Here is an 18,809-nt window from a genome sequence, read left to right as displayed (position 1 = left end):
CACAGGTTCATGACACAGGTTTTTGAAGGAACCGACCATGCAGCAACTCAAAGACAAACGCGCCGTAATCACGGGGGCCGGGAGCGGCATTGGTGCTGCGATTGCCCGCGCCTACGCAGTCGAAGGTGCACGCCTGGTGCTTGGGGACCGTGATCCGGTCGGTCTGGCCAGGGTCGCCGAGCAATGCCGCCAACTGGGCGCCCAGGTGCATGAGTGCCTTGCAGATGTCGGCAGCGTCGAGGGCGCGCAGGCCAGCGTCGATGAATGTGTGTCGCAGTTCGGCGGCATCGACATTCTGGTCAATAACGCGGGCATGCTGACCCAGGCACGTTGCGTCGACCTGAGCATCGAGATGTGGAACGACATGCTGCGCGTCGACTTGACCAGCGTCTTCGTCGCCAGCCAGCGCGCCTTGCCGCACATGCTTGCGCAACGCTGGGGACGCATCATCAATGTCGCCTCGCAATTGGGCATCAAGGGTGGCGCCGAACTGACGCACTACGCTGCCGCCAAGGCCGGGGTGATCGGCTTTACCAAGTCGTTGGCGCTGGAGGTGGCCAAAGACAATGTGCTGGTCAACGCCATCGCGCCAGGCCCGATTGAAACCCCGCTGGTGGCCGGAATCAGCAGTGCCTGGAAAACCGCCAAGGCTGCCGAGCTGCCGCTGGGGCGTTTTGGGCTGGCTGAAGAAGTTGCGCCGGTTGCGGTGCTGCTTGCCAGCGAGCCGGGCGGCAACCTGTTCGTGGGTCAGACGCTGGGCCCCAACTCTGGCGACGTGATGCCATGATCAAGCAGCGGGAGATCGACTGATGTGCGTACTTTGCGGCCTGTTGGGTGAGGACATCCATTGGAGCGACCCGCTGGGTGCCGAGCTGCCCAGACGGCGCGAGCGCTTGCGGCGTATCGCAGCCATCAACAAGGTGGTTGCGCCGTTTCGCCTCAAGGTCGAGGACTTCCAGGGTGTTTCCTACCTGTTGCTGGGTGCGACCGGCAAGCAGGAACTGGCGACCGGGCTGGAACAACTCTGGCAGAAGGCGGAGCTGCTGATCGGGCGTCCGCTGGACCCGCTTGATTCGCGGTTGCTTGAACATTTGCAGAGGTCATCATGAGTATTGCCCTGAACGTGATTACCGGTTTTCTGGGCAGTGGCAAAACCACTTTGCTCAAGCGCCTGTTGGCAGACCAAGCCATGGGTGACACCGCCTTGCTGATCAACGAGTTCGGCGACGTGGGCATTGATCATCTGTTGGTCGAGGAAGTCGCGCCTGACACCGTGCTGCTGCCCAGCGGGTGCGTGTGCTGTTCGATACGTGGCGAGCTGAAGAATGCGTTGCTCGGTTTGCTGGAGCGACGCGGCCGGGGCGAGATTCCTCAATTCAAGCGCGTCATTCTGGAAACCACCGGGCTGGCGGATCCGGCGCCGATCCTCGCCACCTTGAGCAACGATCCGCAACTGCGCGGGCGTTTTCATGTGGGCTTGATCGTGACCTTGGTGGATGCCTGTCATGCCGCTTTGCAGGAACGCCTGCACCCCGAGTGGCTGGCGCAAGTCGCTGCGGCGGACCGGCTGTTGCTGAGCAAGACAGACCTGGTGGATGAGCCAACGTTGACCGATTTGCGCGAGCATTTGCAGGCGCTGAATTTCTCTGCGCCTTTGCTGGACAGTGCACAGGTTCACAGCGGTGACCAATTGCTGCTGGGCGAGGGAGTGCGCAGTGCCGAGCCCGCTGAGGAAGTCACACGTTGGCAGTTGCATCGCGTACAGTCGACGCCGGCACGCCATGGTAATGCGCAAGTGTGCTGTCTGACGTTTGACCGGCCGCTGGACTGGGTCGGGTTCGGGGTGTGGTTATCGATGCTGTTAAGATGCCATGGTGAACGAATCCTCCGTGTCAAAGGACTGCTCAACGTGACCGCCAATCAGGGCCCCATCGTTATTCATGGCGTGCAGCATTGTCTGCATGCGCCTGTACACCTGTCCGCGTGGCCGGGTGAAGAGCGCAACTCTCGTCTGGTCTTTATCCTGCGCGGCCTGGACCCTGCGCTGCTGCGCCATTCGTTCGAGGTGTTCTCCAGCAGCTTCGCGCCGTCACTCAGCGAGTCCGCCGCATGAGTATCACTCTGCGCGTATTGGGCACCTCGGTGACGTTGCTCGAATCCTTGCGCGAGCGTGCCGAGCAGGAGCTGGGCATCAAATTGGTGTATCAGATTCATGATGTGCAGACCGCGCAACGGATTGCCGTCATGCAGCCGGACAGCTACGACCTCTATGACCAATGGTTTCACAACGTCGATTTCGTCTGGCCGGCCCGCGCCATTCAACCGATCGACACCCGCCGCATAGCGCTCTGGCACGAGATCAACGACCTGCCCAAGCGCGGGAGGCTTCGGCCTACTGATCAGCCGGGCAGTGGCAGCGTGCCGAGTGAGCGGTTGTTTGTGCAACACGATGGCAGCCTCGGCAGTACGGTCACCGAGCGCATCAGTATGCTGCCGCTGACTCACAACGCCGACAGCTTTGCCTACCGCCCTGAACGTCTGCCCGCTGGCCTGACGACGGCGGATGAAAGCTGGGGCTGGCTGCTGGACCCTGCATGGGGAGGGCGCATTGCGTTGCAAAGTGACGCCGCCATTGGTGCGTTGGACGCCGCGCTGGCGGTGCAGGGCGCCGGGCTTGCGCAGTTCAGCGACATTGGCAACATGTGCATCGAAGAGATCGACCAGCTTGCTGACGTGCTGGTGCGCAAACAACAGCAAGGGCATTTCGGCGCGTTCTGGTCGGATGATGAAGAAGCAGCCGAATTGATGCTCAGCCCGACCATCGACATTCAGAGCCTATGGTCACCGACCCTGGTCCGACTGCACCGTGCGGGTGTGAAGTACCGTGTGGCGGTGCCGAAGGAAGGCTATCGCGGCTGGTTCGGTGGCCTGTCACTGTCGCGTCACGCCAAGGGTCCGGTGCTGGACGCAGCCTACGCTTACCTTAATTGGTGGTTGTCCGGTTGGCCGGGTGCTGTGATGGCGCGTCAGGGGTATTACATCGGTAACCCGGCGCGCAGCCGTGATCACCTGAGTGCGGCGGAATGGGATTATTGGTATGCGGGTCTGCCTGCGCGTGAGCAATTGCTTGGCAGCGACGGCTTGCCGCTGATCGACGCCGGGGAAGTCCGTGACGGTGGCTCTTATGAAGAGCGCATGGGGCATATCGCGGTGTGGAACTCGGTCATGAACGAGCATAACTACCTGGTTCGTCGCTGGAGCGACATCTTGCGGGCGGGTGGCAAGCCTGGCGGGAAGCGGTGATTCAGCCTGCACCTTGCGGTGTGGCGGCTATCGTGGGAGAAAAGCGCTGTTTATTTTTGGTCGTTCTGGACTGTGGGCTCAGTGGCCTTTGTGTCCGACTCAGGTCACCTTTTCGCCCCTCGGCGACCCACTTTGATGGGGCCAAAGTGGGCAAAGCCCCAGGCTCCGGTTGGGTCCGCCTGCGGCGGATTCCTTCGTCCTGACGCGGATCCGGCGGTCGCTGCAACGGGCCATCCATGGCCCGGTGCAGCTCAATCGGCATCCATGCCGATTGCCCACCGGATCAGCGCCAGAACTCAGCCTGCACCTTGCGTCGCGTTCGGTGGTGTGGCGGCTATCGTGGCAGAAAAGCGCTGTTTTTTTTGGTCATTCTGGACTGTGTACTCAGTTGCCCGTGTGCCCGACTCAGGTCACCTTTTCGCCCCCCGGCGACCCACTTTGATGGGGCCAAAGTGGGCAAAGCCCCAGGCTCCGGTTGGGTCCGCCTGCGGCGAATTCCTTCGTTCTGACGCTGATCCGTTTATCACCTTTGCCTTTGATCTTGATCTTCAACCCCCCATCCCACTGACGACGCCAATCGCGCGTATGGAAGGCCGAATGCAGGCGTCGTGGAAGGGGTCGATCGGCAGGGATGCCGAGAGAGCGCCGTTGGGCCATGGATGGCCCGTCGGCGCGGGCCCCTTCCACGATGTCTGCATGAGGGAACCCCGGCTTGCCGGGGCCTGACGTCAGCGCAAATGGTTTGGTTACTTTGTCGAAACAAAGTGACCCGGCCGTCAGGACGGAACCTTTCCTGGCAGCGCGGACCCCGTCTGGATATGTACACGGTCGTCAGGATCGGAATTTTCCAAGGCTTGGATGGCTTTTGCTTTAGGCGTTTGGGACTGTGGATTCAACTGGATGCACGCTCGACTCAGGTCACCTTTTCGCCCCCCGGCGACCCACTTTGATGGGGCCAAAGTGGGCAAAGCCCCAGGCTCCGGTTGGGTCCGCCTGCGGCGGATTCCTTCGTCCTGACGCTGATCCGTTTATCACCTTTGCCTTTGATCTTGATCTTCAACCCCCGATCTCACTGACGACGCCAATCGCGCGTATGGAAGGCCGAATGCAGGCGTCGTGGAAGGGGTCGATCGGCAGGGATGCCGAGAGAGCGCCGTTGGGCCATGGATGGCCCGTCGGCGCGGGCCCCTTCCACGATGTCTGCATGAGGGAACCCCGGCTTGCCGGGGCCTGACGTCAGCGCAAATGGTTTGGTTACTTTGTCGAAACAAAGTGACCCGGCCGTCAGGACGGAACCTTTCTTGGCAGCGCGAACCCCGTCTGGATATGTATACCGTCGTCAGGATCGGAGTTTTTCAAGGCTTGGATGGCTTTGCTTGAGGCATTTAGGACTGTGGATTCAACTGGATGCACGCTCGACCCAGGTCACCTTTTCGCCCCTCGGCGACCCACTTTGATGGGGCTAAAGTGGGCAAAGCCCCAGGCTCCGGTTGGGTCCGCCTGCGGCGGATTCCTTCGTTCTGACGCTGATCCGGCGGTCGCTGCAACGGGCCATCCATGGCCCGGTGCAGCTCAATCGGCATCCATGCCGATTGCCCACCGGATCAGCGCCAAGACTCAGCCTGCACCTTGCGTCGCGTTCGGTGGTGTGGCGGCTATCGTGGCAGAAAAGCGCTGTTTGTTTTTGGGTGCACCGTGGCTTGGATTTGTTTGATCCTCGTTATGGATTTTCAGTGAGCATGCTGGCCTCTTCGTCAGCAAGCTGACCCCACAGGTGCACTTCAACAAACCTGGGTTTCAACTTGAAATCAGGTGCTCAATGGAAGAGGACCGGGCGGCGTTCCGTTTGCTCGCGAAGTTTATCCACACGCACAAAAAAGGCGGCTATCTGTCGATAGCCGCCTTTGGTTTGCCTCGGTAGTGCGTTACTTCGGCAGTTTGAAGGCCATCACGTAGTCGCCCTGTTTGGTGCCCAGCGAGCCGTGACCGCCAGCCACGACCAGCACGTATTGCTGACCGTCCTTGCCGGTGTAGGTCATCGGTGTGGTCTGGGCGCCTGCTGGCAGGCGGCCTTCCCACAGTTGCTTGCCGTTACGAACATCGTAGGCGCGCAGGTACTGGTCGAGGGTACCGCTCAGGAACGCAAGGCCGCTGGCGGTGGTGAAAGTACCACCCAGGCTTGGAACGCCCATGGTCAGAGGGATCGGAACCGGCGAGCTGTCGCGTACAGTGCCGTTCTTGTGCATCCAAATGGTCTTGTGGTTGGTCAGGTCGACCGCTGCCACGTAACCCCATGCCGGTGCCTGGCACGGCAGGCCCATTGGCGACAGCAGTGCTTCCAGAATCACACCATACGGTGCGCCCTTGTTCGGCTGCACGCCTTCGGTTTCGCTCTTGCGACCTGGGCCGCCTTCAACTTCGGCAGAAGGAACCAGCTTGGAGCGGAAGGCCATGTAGCTTGGGTTGACGAAAGCGATCTGACGAACCGGATCGATGGAAATGCCACCCCAGTCGAACACGCCGAAGTTACCTGGATAAACGATCGAGCCTTGCAGCGATGGCGGGGTGAACGGGCCGTCGTAACGCAGGGATTTGAAGTCGATCCGGCACATCATCTGATCAAACGGGGTCACGCCCCACATGTCGCGCTCTTTCAGCGGAGGCGGCATGAAATTCAGGTCAGATTTGGGTTGCGTCGGCGAGGTGTGGTCGCCTTCGACTGCGCCTTGCGGCACGGGCACTTCGTTGATAGGTACAATCGGCTGACCATTGCTGCGGTCCAGCACATAGATGCTGCCTTGCTTGGTCGATGCCAGCACAGCCGGTTTCACGCCGTCAGCGGTTTTCATGTCCATGAGTGTCGGTTGACCACCCACGTCCATGTCCCACAGGTCGTGATGCGTGAACTGGTAGTTCCAGCGTACGCGACCGGTCGCGATGTCCAGTGCAACCAGACCCGCGCTGTATTTCTCGGAGTCCGGTGTCCGGTCGCCACCCCATTGGTCGGGTGTCTGGTTGCCCATCGGCAGATAGATCATGCCCAGCTTTTCATCAACACTGAACATCGACCACATGTTGGGCGAGTTGCGGGTGTAGATCTGACCTTCGGCAATGGGAGCGGTCGCTTCCGGGTTGCCGCTGTCCCAGTTCCAGACCAGACGGCCGGTGTGCACGTCGTAGGCGCGGATCACGCCGGACGGCTCATCCACGGAAACGTTATCGGTAACATGGCCGCCGATGATCACCAGGTCCTTGGTCACCGCAGGTGGCGACGTGGAGTAGTAACCGCCCGGGGCGAAGGTACCCATGTTGGCTGTCAGATCGACCGAGCCCTTGTTGCCGAAGTCTTCGCACATCTTGCCGGTGTCGGCATTCAGCGCGATCAGACGGGTGTCGGCAGTCGGCAGGAAGATTCTGCGTGGGCAAGCACTTGCAGTGTTCGCCGCCGCAGTCGGTGCAGTGCCTTCAGCCGTTGGTGTGGCAGGGCTCTGGGCAGGTGCGGCGGCGGCGTATGCCGCGTCATCGTGATAGGTGACGCCACGGCAGGTCATATGCGCCCAGCCTTTAAAATTTTCCGCTTTCTGGGTGCTGATCTTCGGATCGAAGCGCCAGATTTCCTTGCCCGAATCCGGGTCAAGCGCGATCACCTGGCTGTGTGGCGTGCACACGTACAACATGCCATTGACCTTCAGCGGGGTATTCTCAGCGGTGGTTTCGCCGGGGTCACCGGGGCCTGGGATGTCACCGGTACGGTAGGTCCAGGCAGGCTCCAGCTTGTTCACGTTTTCCGGCGTGATCTGCGCGAGTGGCGAGTAGCGATCACCAAACGCAGTACGGCCATAGGACTGCCAGTCGCCATCCGGCATGGCCGGGGCGGTGTTGGTGGTGCCCGCAGTTTCGCGATCCAGTTGACCTTCGATGCGACCAGGGTGAGTGAACTGGCTCGCCAAAGCCGTCAGGCCAGCCAGAACCACCGCGATGCTCAGTGCGCCGGTGCCCATGCGGGCCGGGCCATTGCGCAACAGCGGACGACGGAACCATGGCAGCAGCAGGACGATACCCAACGCGAACCACAGCGCCAGACGTGGCACCAACTGCCACCAGTCCAGACCGACCTCCCACAGAGACCAGACCGTGCTCGCGAAGAGCAGCACCGCATACAGCCCCAGTGCGGCCGAGCGACCGGTGATCAACAAGATGCCTGTCACGGCAAAGCCAATACCTGCCAGCAGGTAATACAGCGAGCCATCCAGTTGCAACAATCTGATGCCGCCGACCACAAGTGCCAACCCCATCAGCAGGATCACCAGCCCTAATAGTGTCGGTAACAGACGATTTTTACTCGAAGCACTATCAGTGCCCATATCCGAATCTCCGCGAGAATTGAGTGACTGATGTCCGGGCTTCTAAAGCACCACCCGTGACATCATTTGTAACAGCTAACTGTTGAGACGATTAACCGACGGCCAAATTCAACCGTTGTTCAGAACGAAAGTTGTACTTTCAGACCGGCGACCACTGCATCGTCCACCTGATCCACGCCGCCTGGATGACGGACGTATTGCAGGTTCGGGCGCACCGTGAGCCAGTTGGTCATATGGATACCGTAATACAGCTCAGCGTTGTATTCCGTGTCCTGCAGGGGCATGAAGGACGGGTCGTTGTAGTCGTAGACCGCCGCTGCCTAATTTCGTGCATCGGCGTTCTTGCGGTATGCCGGATTGACATGAATGCGCGAAAAACCGACGCCGATGTCGTCCCCGGGACGAGCATCGAACAACCCTTTGTAAACCATGCCGACAGACACGTAGTTGTCGACCATGTTGGTTTTCTTGTCGTGCAGGGTGCCGTTTGCGAACACGCTCAGCCCCCGGCTTTGGTCGCTGGCCAGGCTGGTGACTTGCTGGCGCAGGTTGAGCCACATGCCGTGCTTGCTCGATGCGCTGCGGTAGGCGGTGCCAGCGAGCGCTGCGGACTGCCCGGCGTTGTTCTTGTAAACGTCTTCGCTATCGGCGGTGCTGTAGTAATAGCCGGCGCGGTACTCGCCCGGCAGGTCATTCAGTTGCGGCGACCAGACCAGTTCGATCGGCAGAACCGCGCCTTGCGTGCCGCTGCCGCTGAGCGTGAAAGCGTTGTCGTTTTCCAGATTGGACGGGTTTTGCTCATAGGCACCGATCTGCGCAAACAGCTTTGGGGTGAGCTGATACTTGACGCGCATGGCCCACTGGCTGATGGGCCAGTTGTACCAGGTGTTCACATAGTTACCGACCTGCGAGCCGCATAGCGACAGATTCTGGAAGTCGCAGGGCATGGTATTGAAGTCTTCGCCTTCATTGAACCTGCCGAGTTTCACACTCAAGGCCTGGTCTAAAAATTTCTGTTGATACCAGAGCTGGGTCAGGCGGGTCACGCTGCCGCGCCCCCAGACTTCCTGCGAAGACGACACTGTGCCGGTGCGTGGGTCGCCGATACGGTCGTTGCTGATGTTTTCGCCGTTGCGGTTGTTCAGCGTCAGTTGGAACTCGGCGTCCTGCCACCCCAGCAGCTTTTGCAGATCCAGGTGCGCGCCTAGCGCGATCTGATCGCTGTAGCGTACGGCCTTGTCATGGTTATATCCGCCATGCAGGTTGGCGCCGGTTTCGCTGGTGTAGTCGAGTTTGAAATCAATGCCCTGCTTCGAGAGCTCGCTGCGCCTGCTGCCCCAGTCGCCGAGCATCCAAGGCGAATCGGATGCCAGTGCAGATGCGGCCTGAACCTGAGCCGTCAAGCCAATAAACGTCAGGCCGCACAGACTGACCATACGATGAACCGTTAGCAGGCGAGGGTGCTTCGAGAGACTGGGCATGGAAAAGGCATTCTTTTTAGGCTTATGGAAAGACAATGTTTGGGAGTAAAAATGCTTGGAAGTGACAATGCCTGGGAGTAACAGTGTTCTGCCGCAGCGGTCTGTGCAGCCGTCGGCGCAACACTGCCCAAGGAAAATCGATTCAGCTCTGAGGCTGACAATGATAGGACGCTAACGAGTTGGCTAACAGTGGCAAACCTGACATGGATCATTGCAGGTTTGGTAACAGTGCTTTAATGGCCTGGGAATTTCAGGCAAGATCCAACCGCTTGAAATGAATGGACTTACTGAGCCGGGCTGCCCGCAGAGCCTGGTTTTGAAGATGGTCAACGTGCATGGCGCCATGCCCACGCCAAGGCAGGTCAGCACAGGCTAGACTCTATACGTGGTCTGATCGCTCGACACCCGGTGCGCAGCCTCAGTTACCGCCCCCTCAACAGGCTTCAAGGTTTCTCATGAGCACACCCAACATCGATCCGCTGCACGGCGTCACCCTCGAACAGATCCTGCGGGCGCTGATTGAGCACTATGAGTGGTCCGGCCTGGCCGAGCGTATCGACATCCGCTGCTTCAAGAGTGACCCGAGCATAAAGTCCAGTCTCACCTTCCTGCGCAAAACCCCTTGGGCGCGTGAAAAGGTTGAAGGTCTTTACGTCAAATTGCATCGCAGCAAAGGCTGGTGACAGCTGTCCGGTCAAGCGCAGTCAGATATACCCGGCACGGACGCTGGATTTCAAGGATATAGATTCGATGTACAGCTCACCTTCACGACCAGCGCAGGGACAGCGCTATTTCACCCTTGTTGCCGCCTGCCTGGGCTGGTCGGGTCTGGTTATTCAGCTCTACCTGATCTTCATTGGCCGCTACGCCGATCACGCCAGCCTGTTGGGTGGGCTGGTGCGGTTCTTCAGCTTTTTTACCGTGCTGACCAACACCCTGGTCGTGGTCGCGCTGACCTGTGCGTTGAACGAACGTCAGTCCGCAGGCCATCGATTCTTCCGCCATCCGGTGGTGTGCAGCGGTATTGCTGCGAGCATTGCGCTGGTCGGGATTGCCTATAACGTACTACTGCGTCACTTGTGGCAGCCGCAAGGCTGGCAATGGGTGGCCGATGAATTACTGCACGACGTGATGCCTTTGGCATTTTTGCTCTATTGGTGGCTTTACGTGCCCAAGGGAACGTTGCGTCTGGGTCATCTGGGGCTTTGGATGCTGTACCCGATCGCTTACTTCGCCTACATCCTGCTGCGTGGCGATGTGATCGGCGACTACATGTACCCGTTCATCGACGTCGGCACTATCGGCTACCCAAAAGCATTCATTAACGCGTTGGGGGTGTTGGCAGGCTTTCTGATGATTGCGCTGGTGTTGCTGGGGATCGATAAATGGGCGGCCCGTCGTAAGCGCTGAGCCGCCCAGGTGTTTTATTCTTCTGTCGTGTCCAGCTTCCAGTAACCTGCCGCCTTGACGAATTCTTCTTCAAGGCCGAACTCGTCCAGCAGCACGCGACGTACCTTGCGAGACAGTCCTGACTCGGTCGCGATCCAGGCGTAGAGCTTGCCCTCGGGCATTTCAAGACGGCGCGTAACGTCCAGCAGGCTCTGCTCGCCCCGCACGATCCAGATCACATCGACCTGTGCTGCGCTCTGAAAGACTTGCTGTTCCTGCTGATTGGCAACCTCGACCACCACCAGAGCGGCACGGTTGGCTGGTAATGATTCGAGGCGTCGAGCGATAGCCGGGATAGCCGTTTCATCGCCGATCAGTAAATAACTGTCGAACATGTCCGGCACCACCATCGAGCCGCGAGGCCCTGCGATGTGCAAGAACTGGCCGGGCGCCGCCTGAGCCGCCCAGGTCGCAGCAGGCCCTTCACCGTGCAGGACAAAATCGATGTCCAGTTCGCCAGTGGCTTCGTCATATCGACGCGGCGTGTAATCGCGCATCGGCGGGCGTGGCCCTTCCTTGTCCCCGCCAGCCGTCGGGTTTTCCAGTGCTGCGTGCTCTTCAGCCGTCTGTGGGAAGAACAGTTTGACGTGGTCATCGGTACCCAGGCTGATAAAGCCTGCCAGCTCCGTCCCTTGCAGCGTGATGCGGCGCATCAGCGGCGTCAGGTCTGTCACGCGTGCCACTAGCAGCTTGCGATGTTTGATTTCATGCATGACGCGATGGATGGATTGTTCCGGCTGCTTGTCTTGAGCGTATTCCTGCGAATTCATACCGACTTCTCCGAGGCAGATTGGGGTCCATCGACGATGGCCTTGGCGGTGTTGTTGAGCAGATCGCGAACCCGAAGAATCTCTTCAGGGCTCCAGCGACCGTGGTGCATTTGCAGCGCATGTCGCAGGTTGTGCACTGCTTCATGGATTTCCGGTGGTCGGTCATGACCGCGCAGCGAACGTTTGCTGACGTCGATGCGAGTGCGCACGCCGTCTAGCGCAACGGCCTGGTCCAGCAATGAAGTACTGCCTGCTTCGGTCACGGTATAAAGTTTTTTGCCCGCCTGAGCGTCGCCGATGATCAGCTCGCTTTCTTCAAGAAAGGTCAGGGTCGGATAAATCACGCCGGGGCTTGGGCTGTAAGCGCCGTCAAAGATACCTTCGATCTTGCGTATCAGGTCATAGCCGTGGGAAGGCTGTTCGGCGATCAGCGCCAGCAACAATAACTTCAGATCGCCTGGCGCAAAGACCCGCGGGCCTCTTCCACCGCGTTCGCGGCCTGGGCGTTTTTCAAAACCGTCGCGGCCTTCGCCAAATTCACGGGCGTGCGGCGGACGGGGGTGATGGTGATGAGCGTCATCGCGCATTTTCAAGTCCCTCGTTACAAGTTAGATATAGCTTAAGATATATCTAAACATTGCGACAAGCGTCACAGACGAGCGGTCATCTGCTGGCGGATGGCAGAACCGCTGGATTTTGAGCCCGATCAGATTCCCGGTGGCGCAGGCGGCAGGGACGTATTGCACATGGCCTGACCCTTGTTCTCCAGGTAGGGTGTCAGGATCGGTGCCATGCCTTTCAGGACCTGCACCGGCAGGGCCGAGGTGAAGCGATAGCCCTCTGCCGCTCGCCCCGGCACAAATGCCGTCAGCGCGCCAAAGTGGTTTTCACCGATATAAAACACAAAAGTCGCTGTACGATTGATCGCCCTTGAACTGATGATTCGCCCGCTTGCGCCGATGCTCTCGATCCGGTTGTCACCGGTGCCGGTCTTGCCACCCATGGTCAGCACCGTACCGTCGTACATCTTGAACGTGCCCTGGACTCGCTTGGCAGTGCCACCATCGACCACCTGCGACAAGGCTTCGCGCATTGCTGCTGCCACTTCGGACGGCAGCACGCGCTGACCCAGCTCCGGGTTGATGGTCAGTTCGGTTTCGTAGGGTGTGTCAGCCGCAAAGTGCAGGCTGTCGATGCGCACGGGCGGCAGGCGTATTCCGTCGTTCTGAATGATGCCGATCAATTCGGCCAGCGCAGCCGGTCGGTCTCCTGAACTGCCGATTGCGGTGGCCAGCGACGGAACCAGATGATCGAACGGGTACCCGACGCGCTGCCAGCGTTGCTCGATGTCCAGAAATGCTTCGACCTCCATCATGGTACGGACGCGGCTGTCACGAGCGCCTTTGTGTCGGCTCTTGAACAGCCAGCCGTAGACTTCCTGGCGCTCGAAACGGCTGGCGGCCACGGCATCCTTGAATTGCGCATCAGGGTGTTTCAGCAAATAGCCCACCAGCCACAGGTCCAGCGGATGAGCGCGGGCGATGTAGCCTTGATCTGGCAGATCGTAGGCACCCGGGCCATAGCTTTTGTACAGTTCCGCCATGCGCTTTTCGGTGAGTCTGGAGGTCGCTTTGCTGTCGTCAAGGTGTGCGCGCACGAAGGCATTGAAGGTGTTCTGGTCGGCACCGGGCAGCAGATAACGATGCACCGCTGCCAGTCGAATGGCCGTCGGATGGATACCGTCCAGAAACGTATCGAGCCGCTCCTGCGTGGTCTTGTCCTTGTACCGCTTCCAGAATCTCAGCAAAAACACCGTGCCTTCACGGTCGGCAAATTGGCTGAGGTATTCCTGGCGCCGTGGATTGTCATCGTCCTTGAGCAGCGCGGCACTGTTGTTCGGTGCCTGATAGGTGCTGTAGCGCACCACATCACGCATCAGGCGAATGAAAGGCAGGTTGATGGATTCACGCAGCGACTCGCGCAAGGTCGGAATACGCCCGTCGTCTTCACGCCGAAAGTTGTTGAAACGGTGCATGCCGCCCCCGGTGAAAAACGCTTCTCCCGGGCTTGCGGAATAAGTGCGATCAAGCGCTGCCGAGAGCATTTTCTTCAGGTCCCGGTCCTTGTTCTGCACCAGGTAATCCACCGACCATCGGGTCAGCCTGTCAGGTTCTTCCACCGGGACTTTTCGCAATTCGGCAACGTTCATGTCGGCGTACCGTCCATGCAGCTCGGCGATCATCTCAAGGTAGGTCGTCAGCACGCGCATCTTGGCGGTCGAGCCGAGTTCGAGCTTGCTGCCTTCATTGATGTCGAACGGCTGGTCTGTGCTGTCAGTTTGTACCCTGACGCGTGATCCGTCCGCGCCGCGTTCGAACAGGGTGAAGCTGTAACGCACCTGCGCAGTACTGGCCGGGGTCAGCAGGCGCTCGCCCAAAAGGCCGATCGTTGCCGCGAACTCAGGGTTTGCCAGGTTCCGCAGGTACTGACTGATGCTGCTCTGCAAACCACCATGCAAGGTGCTGGTGGCCGACAGGTCGAGACGATCCAGATCGTAGAGCGGTCGATTGACCAGATTGGACAGACGGGTACGCGCAACGCTGATGCCTTTGTTGGTTTCGATGGGCTGAATCGTCGGTTGCTGCACCCAGTCACGGTAAGTGACCTTTGCTGCCAGGGCCGCATCGGCGAGTGGCTGATCAACGACATTGGCTTGTGCCAACAGCCGGATATGGCTGTCGGTCAGCTCAGCCAGTTCCAGACGCCCCTTGGCCAGATAGTGCGAGGGTCGTCTTTGGGCAATCACCAGCGACAGCACTTCACGCAACGCCAGCGCCTTTTCGGCCAGACCTTTTTCGTCGACTGGCGCTGACGCCAGCACTTGGTTGGTTTTGGCGAAATCCACGCCGAACCAGACCCGCAAACCTTCGGCCAGACCATGAACCTCACCATGCCCCGGCACTGCAGACAACGGCACGCTATTGAGATAATCACGCACTACCCGTTGACGCACAGCGAGGGTTTCTGCACCCGGTTGATAGGCGCGCACGCTGGCAGAAATCATCTGCCGCAACTTTTCAGAACTCGACTGTGTAAGGCCGTCGGGCGAGTGACGATACTTTTCCAATTGAGTCGCCAAGGTGCTGCCGCCTGCTGACTGGCCGGGCAGGGCGAGTATTTTCGCCACCTGCGACCACGCGGCCTTGGCAAACCGCGGCCAGTCCACCGCCGGGTTTGCCAGCGGTTGCTGCGGATCAAGCAGGTCACGGTTTTCGATGAACAGCAGGCTGTGCACCACCACCGGTGGAATGGTCGCGAAGGTCGAGTAGAACTGCTGAGGGTAGCGAAACTCGTATAGCGACTCGCCACGGCAGTCGGTGATCGACAAACCGGCCTGGGTCTTTTCCTGATAGGGAACAAAAAAACCTCGCTGGCTGTAGCGCATCAGTTCCGGCGAGAACCGGGTCTGGCGAGTGATCACGTAGTCACGCTTGAGCAGGCGCGGCAAAAACTCGTCCAGCGATGAGTAGCCCAGGCGTTTGTCAAAAGGCCCGTCCCCCGGATACACCACTGCATCACTGGGACCCGGTTGCATCGAGTAGCTCAGGCTGGCTGCAAAGCGGCTGAACTCGCGCGCCTGAAGCCTGGAACTGCGGCTTTCCAAGGCCACGGCAACACCCAGAGCAACCCCGGCCAGAACCAAAACCACCCAAAATACCCGCCATCCGTAACGTTTGCGACGAGGACGCTGCGGCACGCTCGGGTCATCCTGACGGTCAGCGGACTCTACCTCTTGCTTGCTATCGGAATGCCGAAATACGCCCATAGTCGATTGATCCGGTCACCCTGTTAACGCACCTGATACAAGCTTAGACGCTGAGCGAGATTGCATGAAAAATTGTCGGACGACGGCTACGACGAGGTTTCAGAGCAGGGGTTCTCAAGTCACCAGCACAGGTTTCGATTTGCCCAGACGTTTGTTCAGCTCCAGTCCATTGGCCATCAGCATCATCAACCCCAGGCCGACGATGGCAGTGGCGATTTGCATGGGCCAGGTGTCGCCTGCCAGCGCGTTGGCCATGTCCGCAAGCGGCGCAAGCAGCACGCCCAGGCAGAAGACTTCCAGTGAGTACCGACCCATACGGCAGGTCTGGCGGGCAGGCCAGTTGTCGAGCCAGGTGCTTTGCGTGTGCAACAGTCGGGCGACGACGTAGACCAGGGCGAGGAAGTGCAGCAGGCGTGCAGGCGCCAGGTCAGTTTTGCTGATGGGATACAGGCCTTCCAGGTACAGGGCTGATACCAGCCCGGTGTGCAACTGCGGCCATTTTTCGCTGAAGGTGAGCACGCCGGCGATCAGGACATACACGGCTGCCATCAGGAAAAGCGGCTGCTGGTGCAAGGGGCCTTGCGTGCGGGCCGTCGATGTCTCGCTGCGCAAGGCGCAGGCTCCTCCGAGTACGAACAGCAATTGCCAGGCCACCGGGTTGAAGTACCACACGCCGCCGCCCTCGTAGGCACGCAGGTTCCAGCCAAACAACGGCACCATCATGTACAGCGCGATTGACAGGCCGACGGCCACCTCAAGTTTGCGCAGCATCAATGGCAAGGTCAGTGGCAGGGTGAGCAGCAGCACGATATACAAAGGCAGTGGGTCGGTAAGGTTAGGCTTGAAGCGCAGCAGCAATTCGTCTGCGAGCGCCTGTTGTGGATTGCCTACGAAATACTCCAGGCCCATCTGCTGGACCATGTCGCGGGTTTCGACGTGGTTGTTGGCGACGAAGACAATGCCCATCAACAACGTCAGCAAGAAAATGTGTACGACATACAGCACCCATGTACGCCGCAGGATCCGTACGCCAGCCACCAGCATGCCGTCGCGTCGAGCGATGCGCCCGTAAGCCAGGATCGCTGCGTAGCCTGCGAGAAAAACGAAGATTTCCGCCGCGTCGCTGAACCCGAAGTTGCGCACGGTGAGTTGGGCCAAAGGATTGTCCGGCACGTGGTCCCAAAAAATGAAGACCAGCGCCAGACCTCGAAAGAAGTCGATTCGATAATCGCGTCCGTTAGTCATAACGGTGGGCTCTAGATGATTGCTGATAAGATCGGCCGCAAGGGGCTGAGGTTCCGCGCCGCCAGTCGGTGTTGTCCGGCGGCGCGGCAGGGTGGCGTCAATCGCCGGGAATTGCAAAAGCGGGCTATTACAGGATGTCTCAACCGCGCGCTTGAATCAGGCGACTTCGGCGGCATCAAAGCTGTCTGACCGCGCCATCTGCCACATTCTCGAATAGAAGCTATCGTCCTGTACGCCATTGAGCAATTGCCCCGGCTGCAGAAATACGTGGGTTTGCGAGAACAGTTTGATTTCGGTCGCCGACATGCGCCTTACCAAGTGCTTGGCTTCCAGTTGTGATGGATGCTCCAAGCCCGCAGCGGCCAGCATTTCGGCCAGTCCTTTAAGCGTATTACGATGGAAATTGAAGACCCTTTCAGCCTTGTCGGGAACGACCAGTGCGCGCTGTCGCAATGCATCCTGGGTCGCGACGCCAGTAGGACATTTGTTGGTGTGGCAACTTTGTGACTGGATGCAACCGATGGCAAACATGAAGCCGCGGGCCGAGTTCGCCCAGTCTGCGCCGATGGCCAGTACGCTGGCGATATCGAAGGCACTGACGATCTTGCCGCTGGCGCCCAGCCTGATCTTGTCGCGCAGATTCAGCCCCACCAGCGTGTTGTGCACAAACAACAGTCCCTCACGCATGGGAGTGCCCATGTGGTCGGTGAATTCGACTGGCGCGGCGCCGGTGCCACCTTCAGTACCGTCGACGACGATGAAGTCCGGGTAGATTCCGGTTTCGAGCATGGCTTTGGCAATCCCCATGAACTCCCACGGATGACCCAGACAGAACTTGAACCCTACCGGCTTGCCGCCAGACAACTCGCGCAGACGGGCGATGAACTGCATCAGTTCGTAAGGGGTGGAGAACGCACTGTGTCGCGACGGCGAGATGCAGTCTTCGCCCATCTCGATGCCGCGTGTTTCGGCAATCTCCTTTGTCACCTTGTGCTTGGGCAGGATGCCGCCGTGGCCCGGCTTGGCACCTTGACTCATCTTGATTTCGACCATGCGCACCTGCGGGTCTCTGGCCTGAACAGCGAACCGCTCCGCATCGAAGTGGCCGTCAGCCGTGCGGCAGCCAAAATAACCACTGCCGAGTTCCCATGTCAGGTCGCCACCGTGCTCGCGGTGGTAAGGGCTGATGCTGCCTTCGCCAGTGTCATGGGCGAAGTTGCCGAGCTTTGCGCCTTTGTTCAACGCGCGAATCGCGTTGGCACTGAGCGAACCAAAGCTCATTGCCGAGATATTGAAAATCGAGGCCGAGTAGGGCTGGGTGCATTGCGGCCCGCCTATCGATATACGGAACCCGCTTGGGTCGCTCATGGGAGCAGGACGCATGGAGTGCCCGATGAACTCGAAGCCAGTCTGATAGACGTCGATCAGCGTGCCGAACGGCTTGTCGGCGGACTCGTTCTTTGCACGCGAGTACACGAGCGAGCGCTGAGCGCGGGAGAAGGGCAGGGCGTCGCTGTCTGATTCCAGCAGGTACTGACGAATCTCGGGACGGATCGCTTCAACGGCGTAACGGATATTGCCCAGAATCGGGTAATTGCGACGCACCGAATGCGGTGATTGCAGCAGATCGATGATGCCCACTACGCTGAGCACAGCGGTCAATAACGTGAAAGGCCAGAGCCATTCGTGATGCCAGAACGGCAGGCTGAACAGAGTGAAGAGCACGCAACCAACGAAGACTGCATAACGACTGAGTAGCGATAGGCTCATGTGACATCCTTGGGCTGATAGCGGTTTTCTGCGCGCGCCTGTCTTTTTGTCGCCCAAGGGCAGACAGCAGGGCTGCGGGATATCTGTGCTTTCCGGGTCTGGGCTTGAGGTCAGCACGGTGCGCAACTGAAATGTAGCGGATTGCCTCTACCGACGCGCATTAAATAAGGGTCATCGAACCTGTTCGCTGGTGTGATCTGGCAAACAGGGTGCGGCATCGATTGCGGCAATGGTTGCCATCAACAAGAGTCATTATCATTGGGGAGTCATTATGTTACTGTGTAACACGTTCGACACTTACTCAATGGAGACAACCATGAAAGCTGATATCCATCCCGCCTACCGTACCGTGCTGTTTCATGACACAGCGGCCGATGCCTTTTTCCTGATCGGTTCCACTGTCGACACAGACCGCACGCAGCAGCACACCGACGGTAACAGTTACCCCTACGTAGCGCTTGATGTGTCCAGTGCTTCGCATCCGATGTACACCGGTCAGCAGCGCAAGACCACCACAGAAGGCCGCATTGCAGGCTTCAACAAGCGTTTCGCCACGTTTGGTTCTGGCGGCAAGAAAGACGTCCCTGCCGAGCAATGACAT

The 18,809-nt window shown here is 59.3% G+C and carries 13 protein-coding genes and 1 pseudogene; 7 read left to right on the top strand and 7 right to left on the bottom strand.

Annotation, left to right across the window (positions count from 1 at the left end):
- The first annotated feature begins 37 nt into the window (after window positions 1-37).
- The 4 genes from KDX37_RS16155 to KDX37_RS16140 are packed head-to-tail and all read left to right on the top strand — an operon-like array spanning window position 38 to window position 3,303.
- Window positions 38-787 (top strand): SDR family NAD(P)-dependent oxidoreductase, encoded by a 750-nt coding sequence (locus KDX37_RS16155; RefSeq protein ID WP_231653687.1) that lies wholly within the window; start codon window positions 38-40, stop codon window positions 785-787.
- Window positions 788-809: 22 nt separating this feature from the next.
- Complete coding sequence (locus KDX37_RS16150) at window positions 810-1,109, top strand: hypothetical protein (protein WP_231653686.1); 300 nt, start codon at window positions 810-812, stop codon at window positions 1,107-1,109.
- Window positions 1,106-2,113, top strand: a complete 1,008-nt coding sequence (locus tag KDX37_RS16145; protein ID WP_231653685.1) for a CobW family GTP-binding protein — start codon at window positions 1,106-1,108, stop codon at window positions 2,111-2,113. Before KDX37_RS16150 ends, KDX37_RS16145 begins: the two co-directional genes overlap by 4 nt.
- Window positions 2,110-3,303: an ABC transporter substrate-binding protein gene (locus KDX37_RS16140; RefSeq protein ID WP_231653684.1), complete on the top strand. Its 1,194-nt coding sequence runs from the start codon at window positions 2,110-2,112 to the stop codon at window positions 3,301-3,303. The genes KDX37_RS16145 and KDX37_RS16140 overlap by 4 nt, the downstream gene beginning before the upstream one ends.
- Before the next feature lie 1,925 nt (window positions 3,304-5,228).
- On the opposite strand, the gene KDX37_RS16135 is transcribed toward KDX37_RS16140, so the two are convergent.
- Both KDX37_RS16135 and KDX37_RS16130 read right to left on the bottom strand, forming a co-directional pair.
- Complete coding sequence (locus tag KDX37_RS16135; RefSeq protein ID WP_231653683.1) at window positions 5,229-7,667, bottom strand: glucose/quinate/shikimate family membrane-bound PQQ-dependent dehydrogenase; 2,439 nt, start codon at window positions 7,665-7,667, stop codon at window positions 5,229-5,231.
- Between the two features lie 119 nt (window positions 7,668-7,786).
- A pseudogene (locus KDX37_RS16130) lies at window positions 7,787-9,148 on the bottom strand (carbohydrate porin).
- A 455-nt stretch (window positions 9,149-9,603) separates the two neighbouring features.
- Between KDX37_RS16130 and KDX37_RS16125 the strand changes: the two are divergent.
- Window positions 9,604-9,831, top strand: a complete 228-nt coding sequence (locus KDX37_RS16125; protein ID WP_231653682.1) for a VF530 family protein — start codon at window positions 9,604-9,606, stop codon at window positions 9,829-9,831.
- Between the two features lie 67 nt (window positions 9,832-9,898).
- Window positions 9,899-10,558: a Pr6Pr family membrane protein gene (locus KDX37_RS16120; RefSeq protein ID WP_231653681.1), complete on the top strand. Its 660-nt coding sequence runs from the start codon at window positions 9,899-9,901 to the stop codon at window positions 10,556-10,558.
- Between the two features lie 14 nt (window positions 10,559-10,572).
- Here KDX37_RS16120 and KDX37_RS16115 read toward each other — a convergent pair whose 3' ends face one another.
- The 5 genes from KDX37_RS16115 to KDX37_RS16095 all read right to left on the bottom strand — a co-directional run bounded on the left by KDX37_RS16115 (window position 10,573) and on the right by KDX37_RS16095 (window position 18,208).
- Window positions 10,573-11,367 carry a siderophore-interacting protein gene (locus KDX37_RS16115; RefSeq protein WP_231653680.1) on the bottom strand — a complete coding sequence of 265 codons (795 nt, stop codon included), beginning with the start codon at window positions 11,365-11,367 and terminating at the stop codon, window positions 10,573-10,575.
- On the bottom strand, window positions 11,364-11,954 hold the full coding sequence (locus tag KDX37_RS16110; RefSeq protein ID WP_231653679.1) for a PadR family transcriptional regulator: 591 nt from the start codon (window positions 11,952-11,954) through the stop codon (window positions 11,364-11,366). The genes KDX37_RS16115 and KDX37_RS16110 overlap by 4 nt, the downstream gene beginning before the upstream one ends.
- Window positions 11,955-12,073: 119 nt before the next feature.
- The gene (locus KDX37_RS16105; protein WP_231653678.1) at window positions 12,074-15,193 is read right to left on the bottom strand and encodes a transglycosylase domain-containing protein; all 3,120 of its coding nucleotides are present in this window, start codon (window positions 15,191-15,193) and stop codon (window positions 12,074-12,076) included.
- A gap of 114 nt (window positions 15,194-15,307) precedes the next feature.
- Window positions 15,308-16,438, bottom strand: a complete 1,131-nt coding sequence (locus KDX37_RS16100) for an OpgC domain-containing protein (RefSeq protein ID WP_231653677.1) — start codon at window positions 16,436-16,438, stop codon at window positions 15,308-15,310.
- Window positions 16,439-16,594: 156 nt separating this feature from the next.
- A complete protein-coding gene (locus tag KDX37_RS16095) occupies window positions 16,595-18,208 on the bottom strand; it encodes an FMN-binding glutamate synthase family protein (protein WP_231653676.1) in 1,614 nt (537 codons plus the stop codon).
- A 316-nt stretch (window positions 18,209-18,524) separates the two neighbouring features.
- On the opposite strand from KDX37_RS16095, the gene KDX37_RS16090 reads away from it, so the two are divergent.
- Window positions 18,525-18,806 carry a type B 50S ribosomal protein L31 gene (locus KDX37_RS16090; RefSeq protein WP_231653675.1) on the top strand — a complete coding sequence of 94 codons (282 nt, stop codon included), beginning with the start codon at window positions 18,525-18,527 and terminating at the stop codon, window positions 18,804-18,806.
- Window positions 18,807-18,809 lie beyond the last annotated feature (3 nt).

Origin of the sequence: Pseudomonas californiensis, assembly GCF_021147775.1 — a bacterium.
Taxonomy (GTDB): domain Bacteria; phylum Pseudomonadota; class Gammaproteobacteria; order Pseudomonadales; family Pseudomonadaceae; genus Aquipseudomonas; species Aquipseudomonas californiensis.
This window is presented reverse-complemented; position numbering and strand designations above follow the sequence as displayed.

Bases quoted from the DNA above. Each gene is read 5' to 3' on its own strand.
- KDX37_RS16155 (WP_231653687.1), top strand. From the start codon at position 38: ATGCAGCAACTCAAAGACAAACGCGCCGTAATCACGGGGGCCGGGAGC.
- KDX37_RS16150 (WP_231653686.1), top strand. From the start codon at position 810: ATGTGCGTACTTTGCGGCCTGTTGGGTGAGGACATCCATTGGAGCGAC.
- KDX37_RS16145 (WP_231653685.1), top strand. From the start codon at position 1,106: ATGAGTATTGCCCTGAACGTGATTACCGGTTTTCTGGGCAGTGGCAAA.
- KDX37_RS16140 (WP_231653684.1), top strand. From the start codon at position 2,110: ATGAGTATCACTCTGCGCGTATTGGGCACCTCGGTGACGTTGCTCGAA.
- KDX37_RS16135 (WP_231653683.1), bottom strand. From the start codon at position 7,667: ATGGGCACTGATAGTGCTTCGAGTAAAAATCGTCTGTTACCGACACTA.
- KDX37_RS16125 (WP_231653682.1), top strand. From the start codon at position 9,604: ATGAGCACACCCAACATCGATCCGCTGCACGGCGTCACCCTCGAACAG.
- KDX37_RS16120 (WP_231653681.1), top strand. From the start codon at position 9,899: ATGTACAGCTCACCTTCACGACCAGCGCAGGGACAGCGCTATTTCACC.
- KDX37_RS16115 (WP_231653680.1), bottom strand. From the start codon at position 11,367: ATGAATTCGCAGGAATACGCTCAAGACAAGCAGCCGGAACAATCCATC.
- KDX37_RS16110 (WP_231653679.1), bottom strand. From the start codon at position 11,954: ATGCGCGATGACGCTCATCACCATCACCCCCGTCCGCCGCACGCCCGT.
- KDX37_RS16105 (WP_231653678.1), bottom strand. From the start codon at position 15,193: ATGGGCGTATTTCGGCATTCCGATAGCAAGCAAGAGGTAGAGTCCGCT.
- KDX37_RS16100 (WP_231653677.1), bottom strand. From the start codon at position 16,438: ATGACTAACGGACGCGATTATCGAATCGACTTCTTTCGAGGTCTGGCG.
- KDX37_RS16095 (WP_231653676.1), bottom strand. From the start codon at position 18,208: ATGAGCCTATCGCTACTCAGTCGTTATGCAGTCTTCGTTGGTTGCGTG.
- KDX37_RS16090 (WP_231653675.1), top strand. From the start codon at position 18,525: ATGAAAGCTGATATCCATCCCGCCTACCGTACCGTGCTGTTTCATGAC.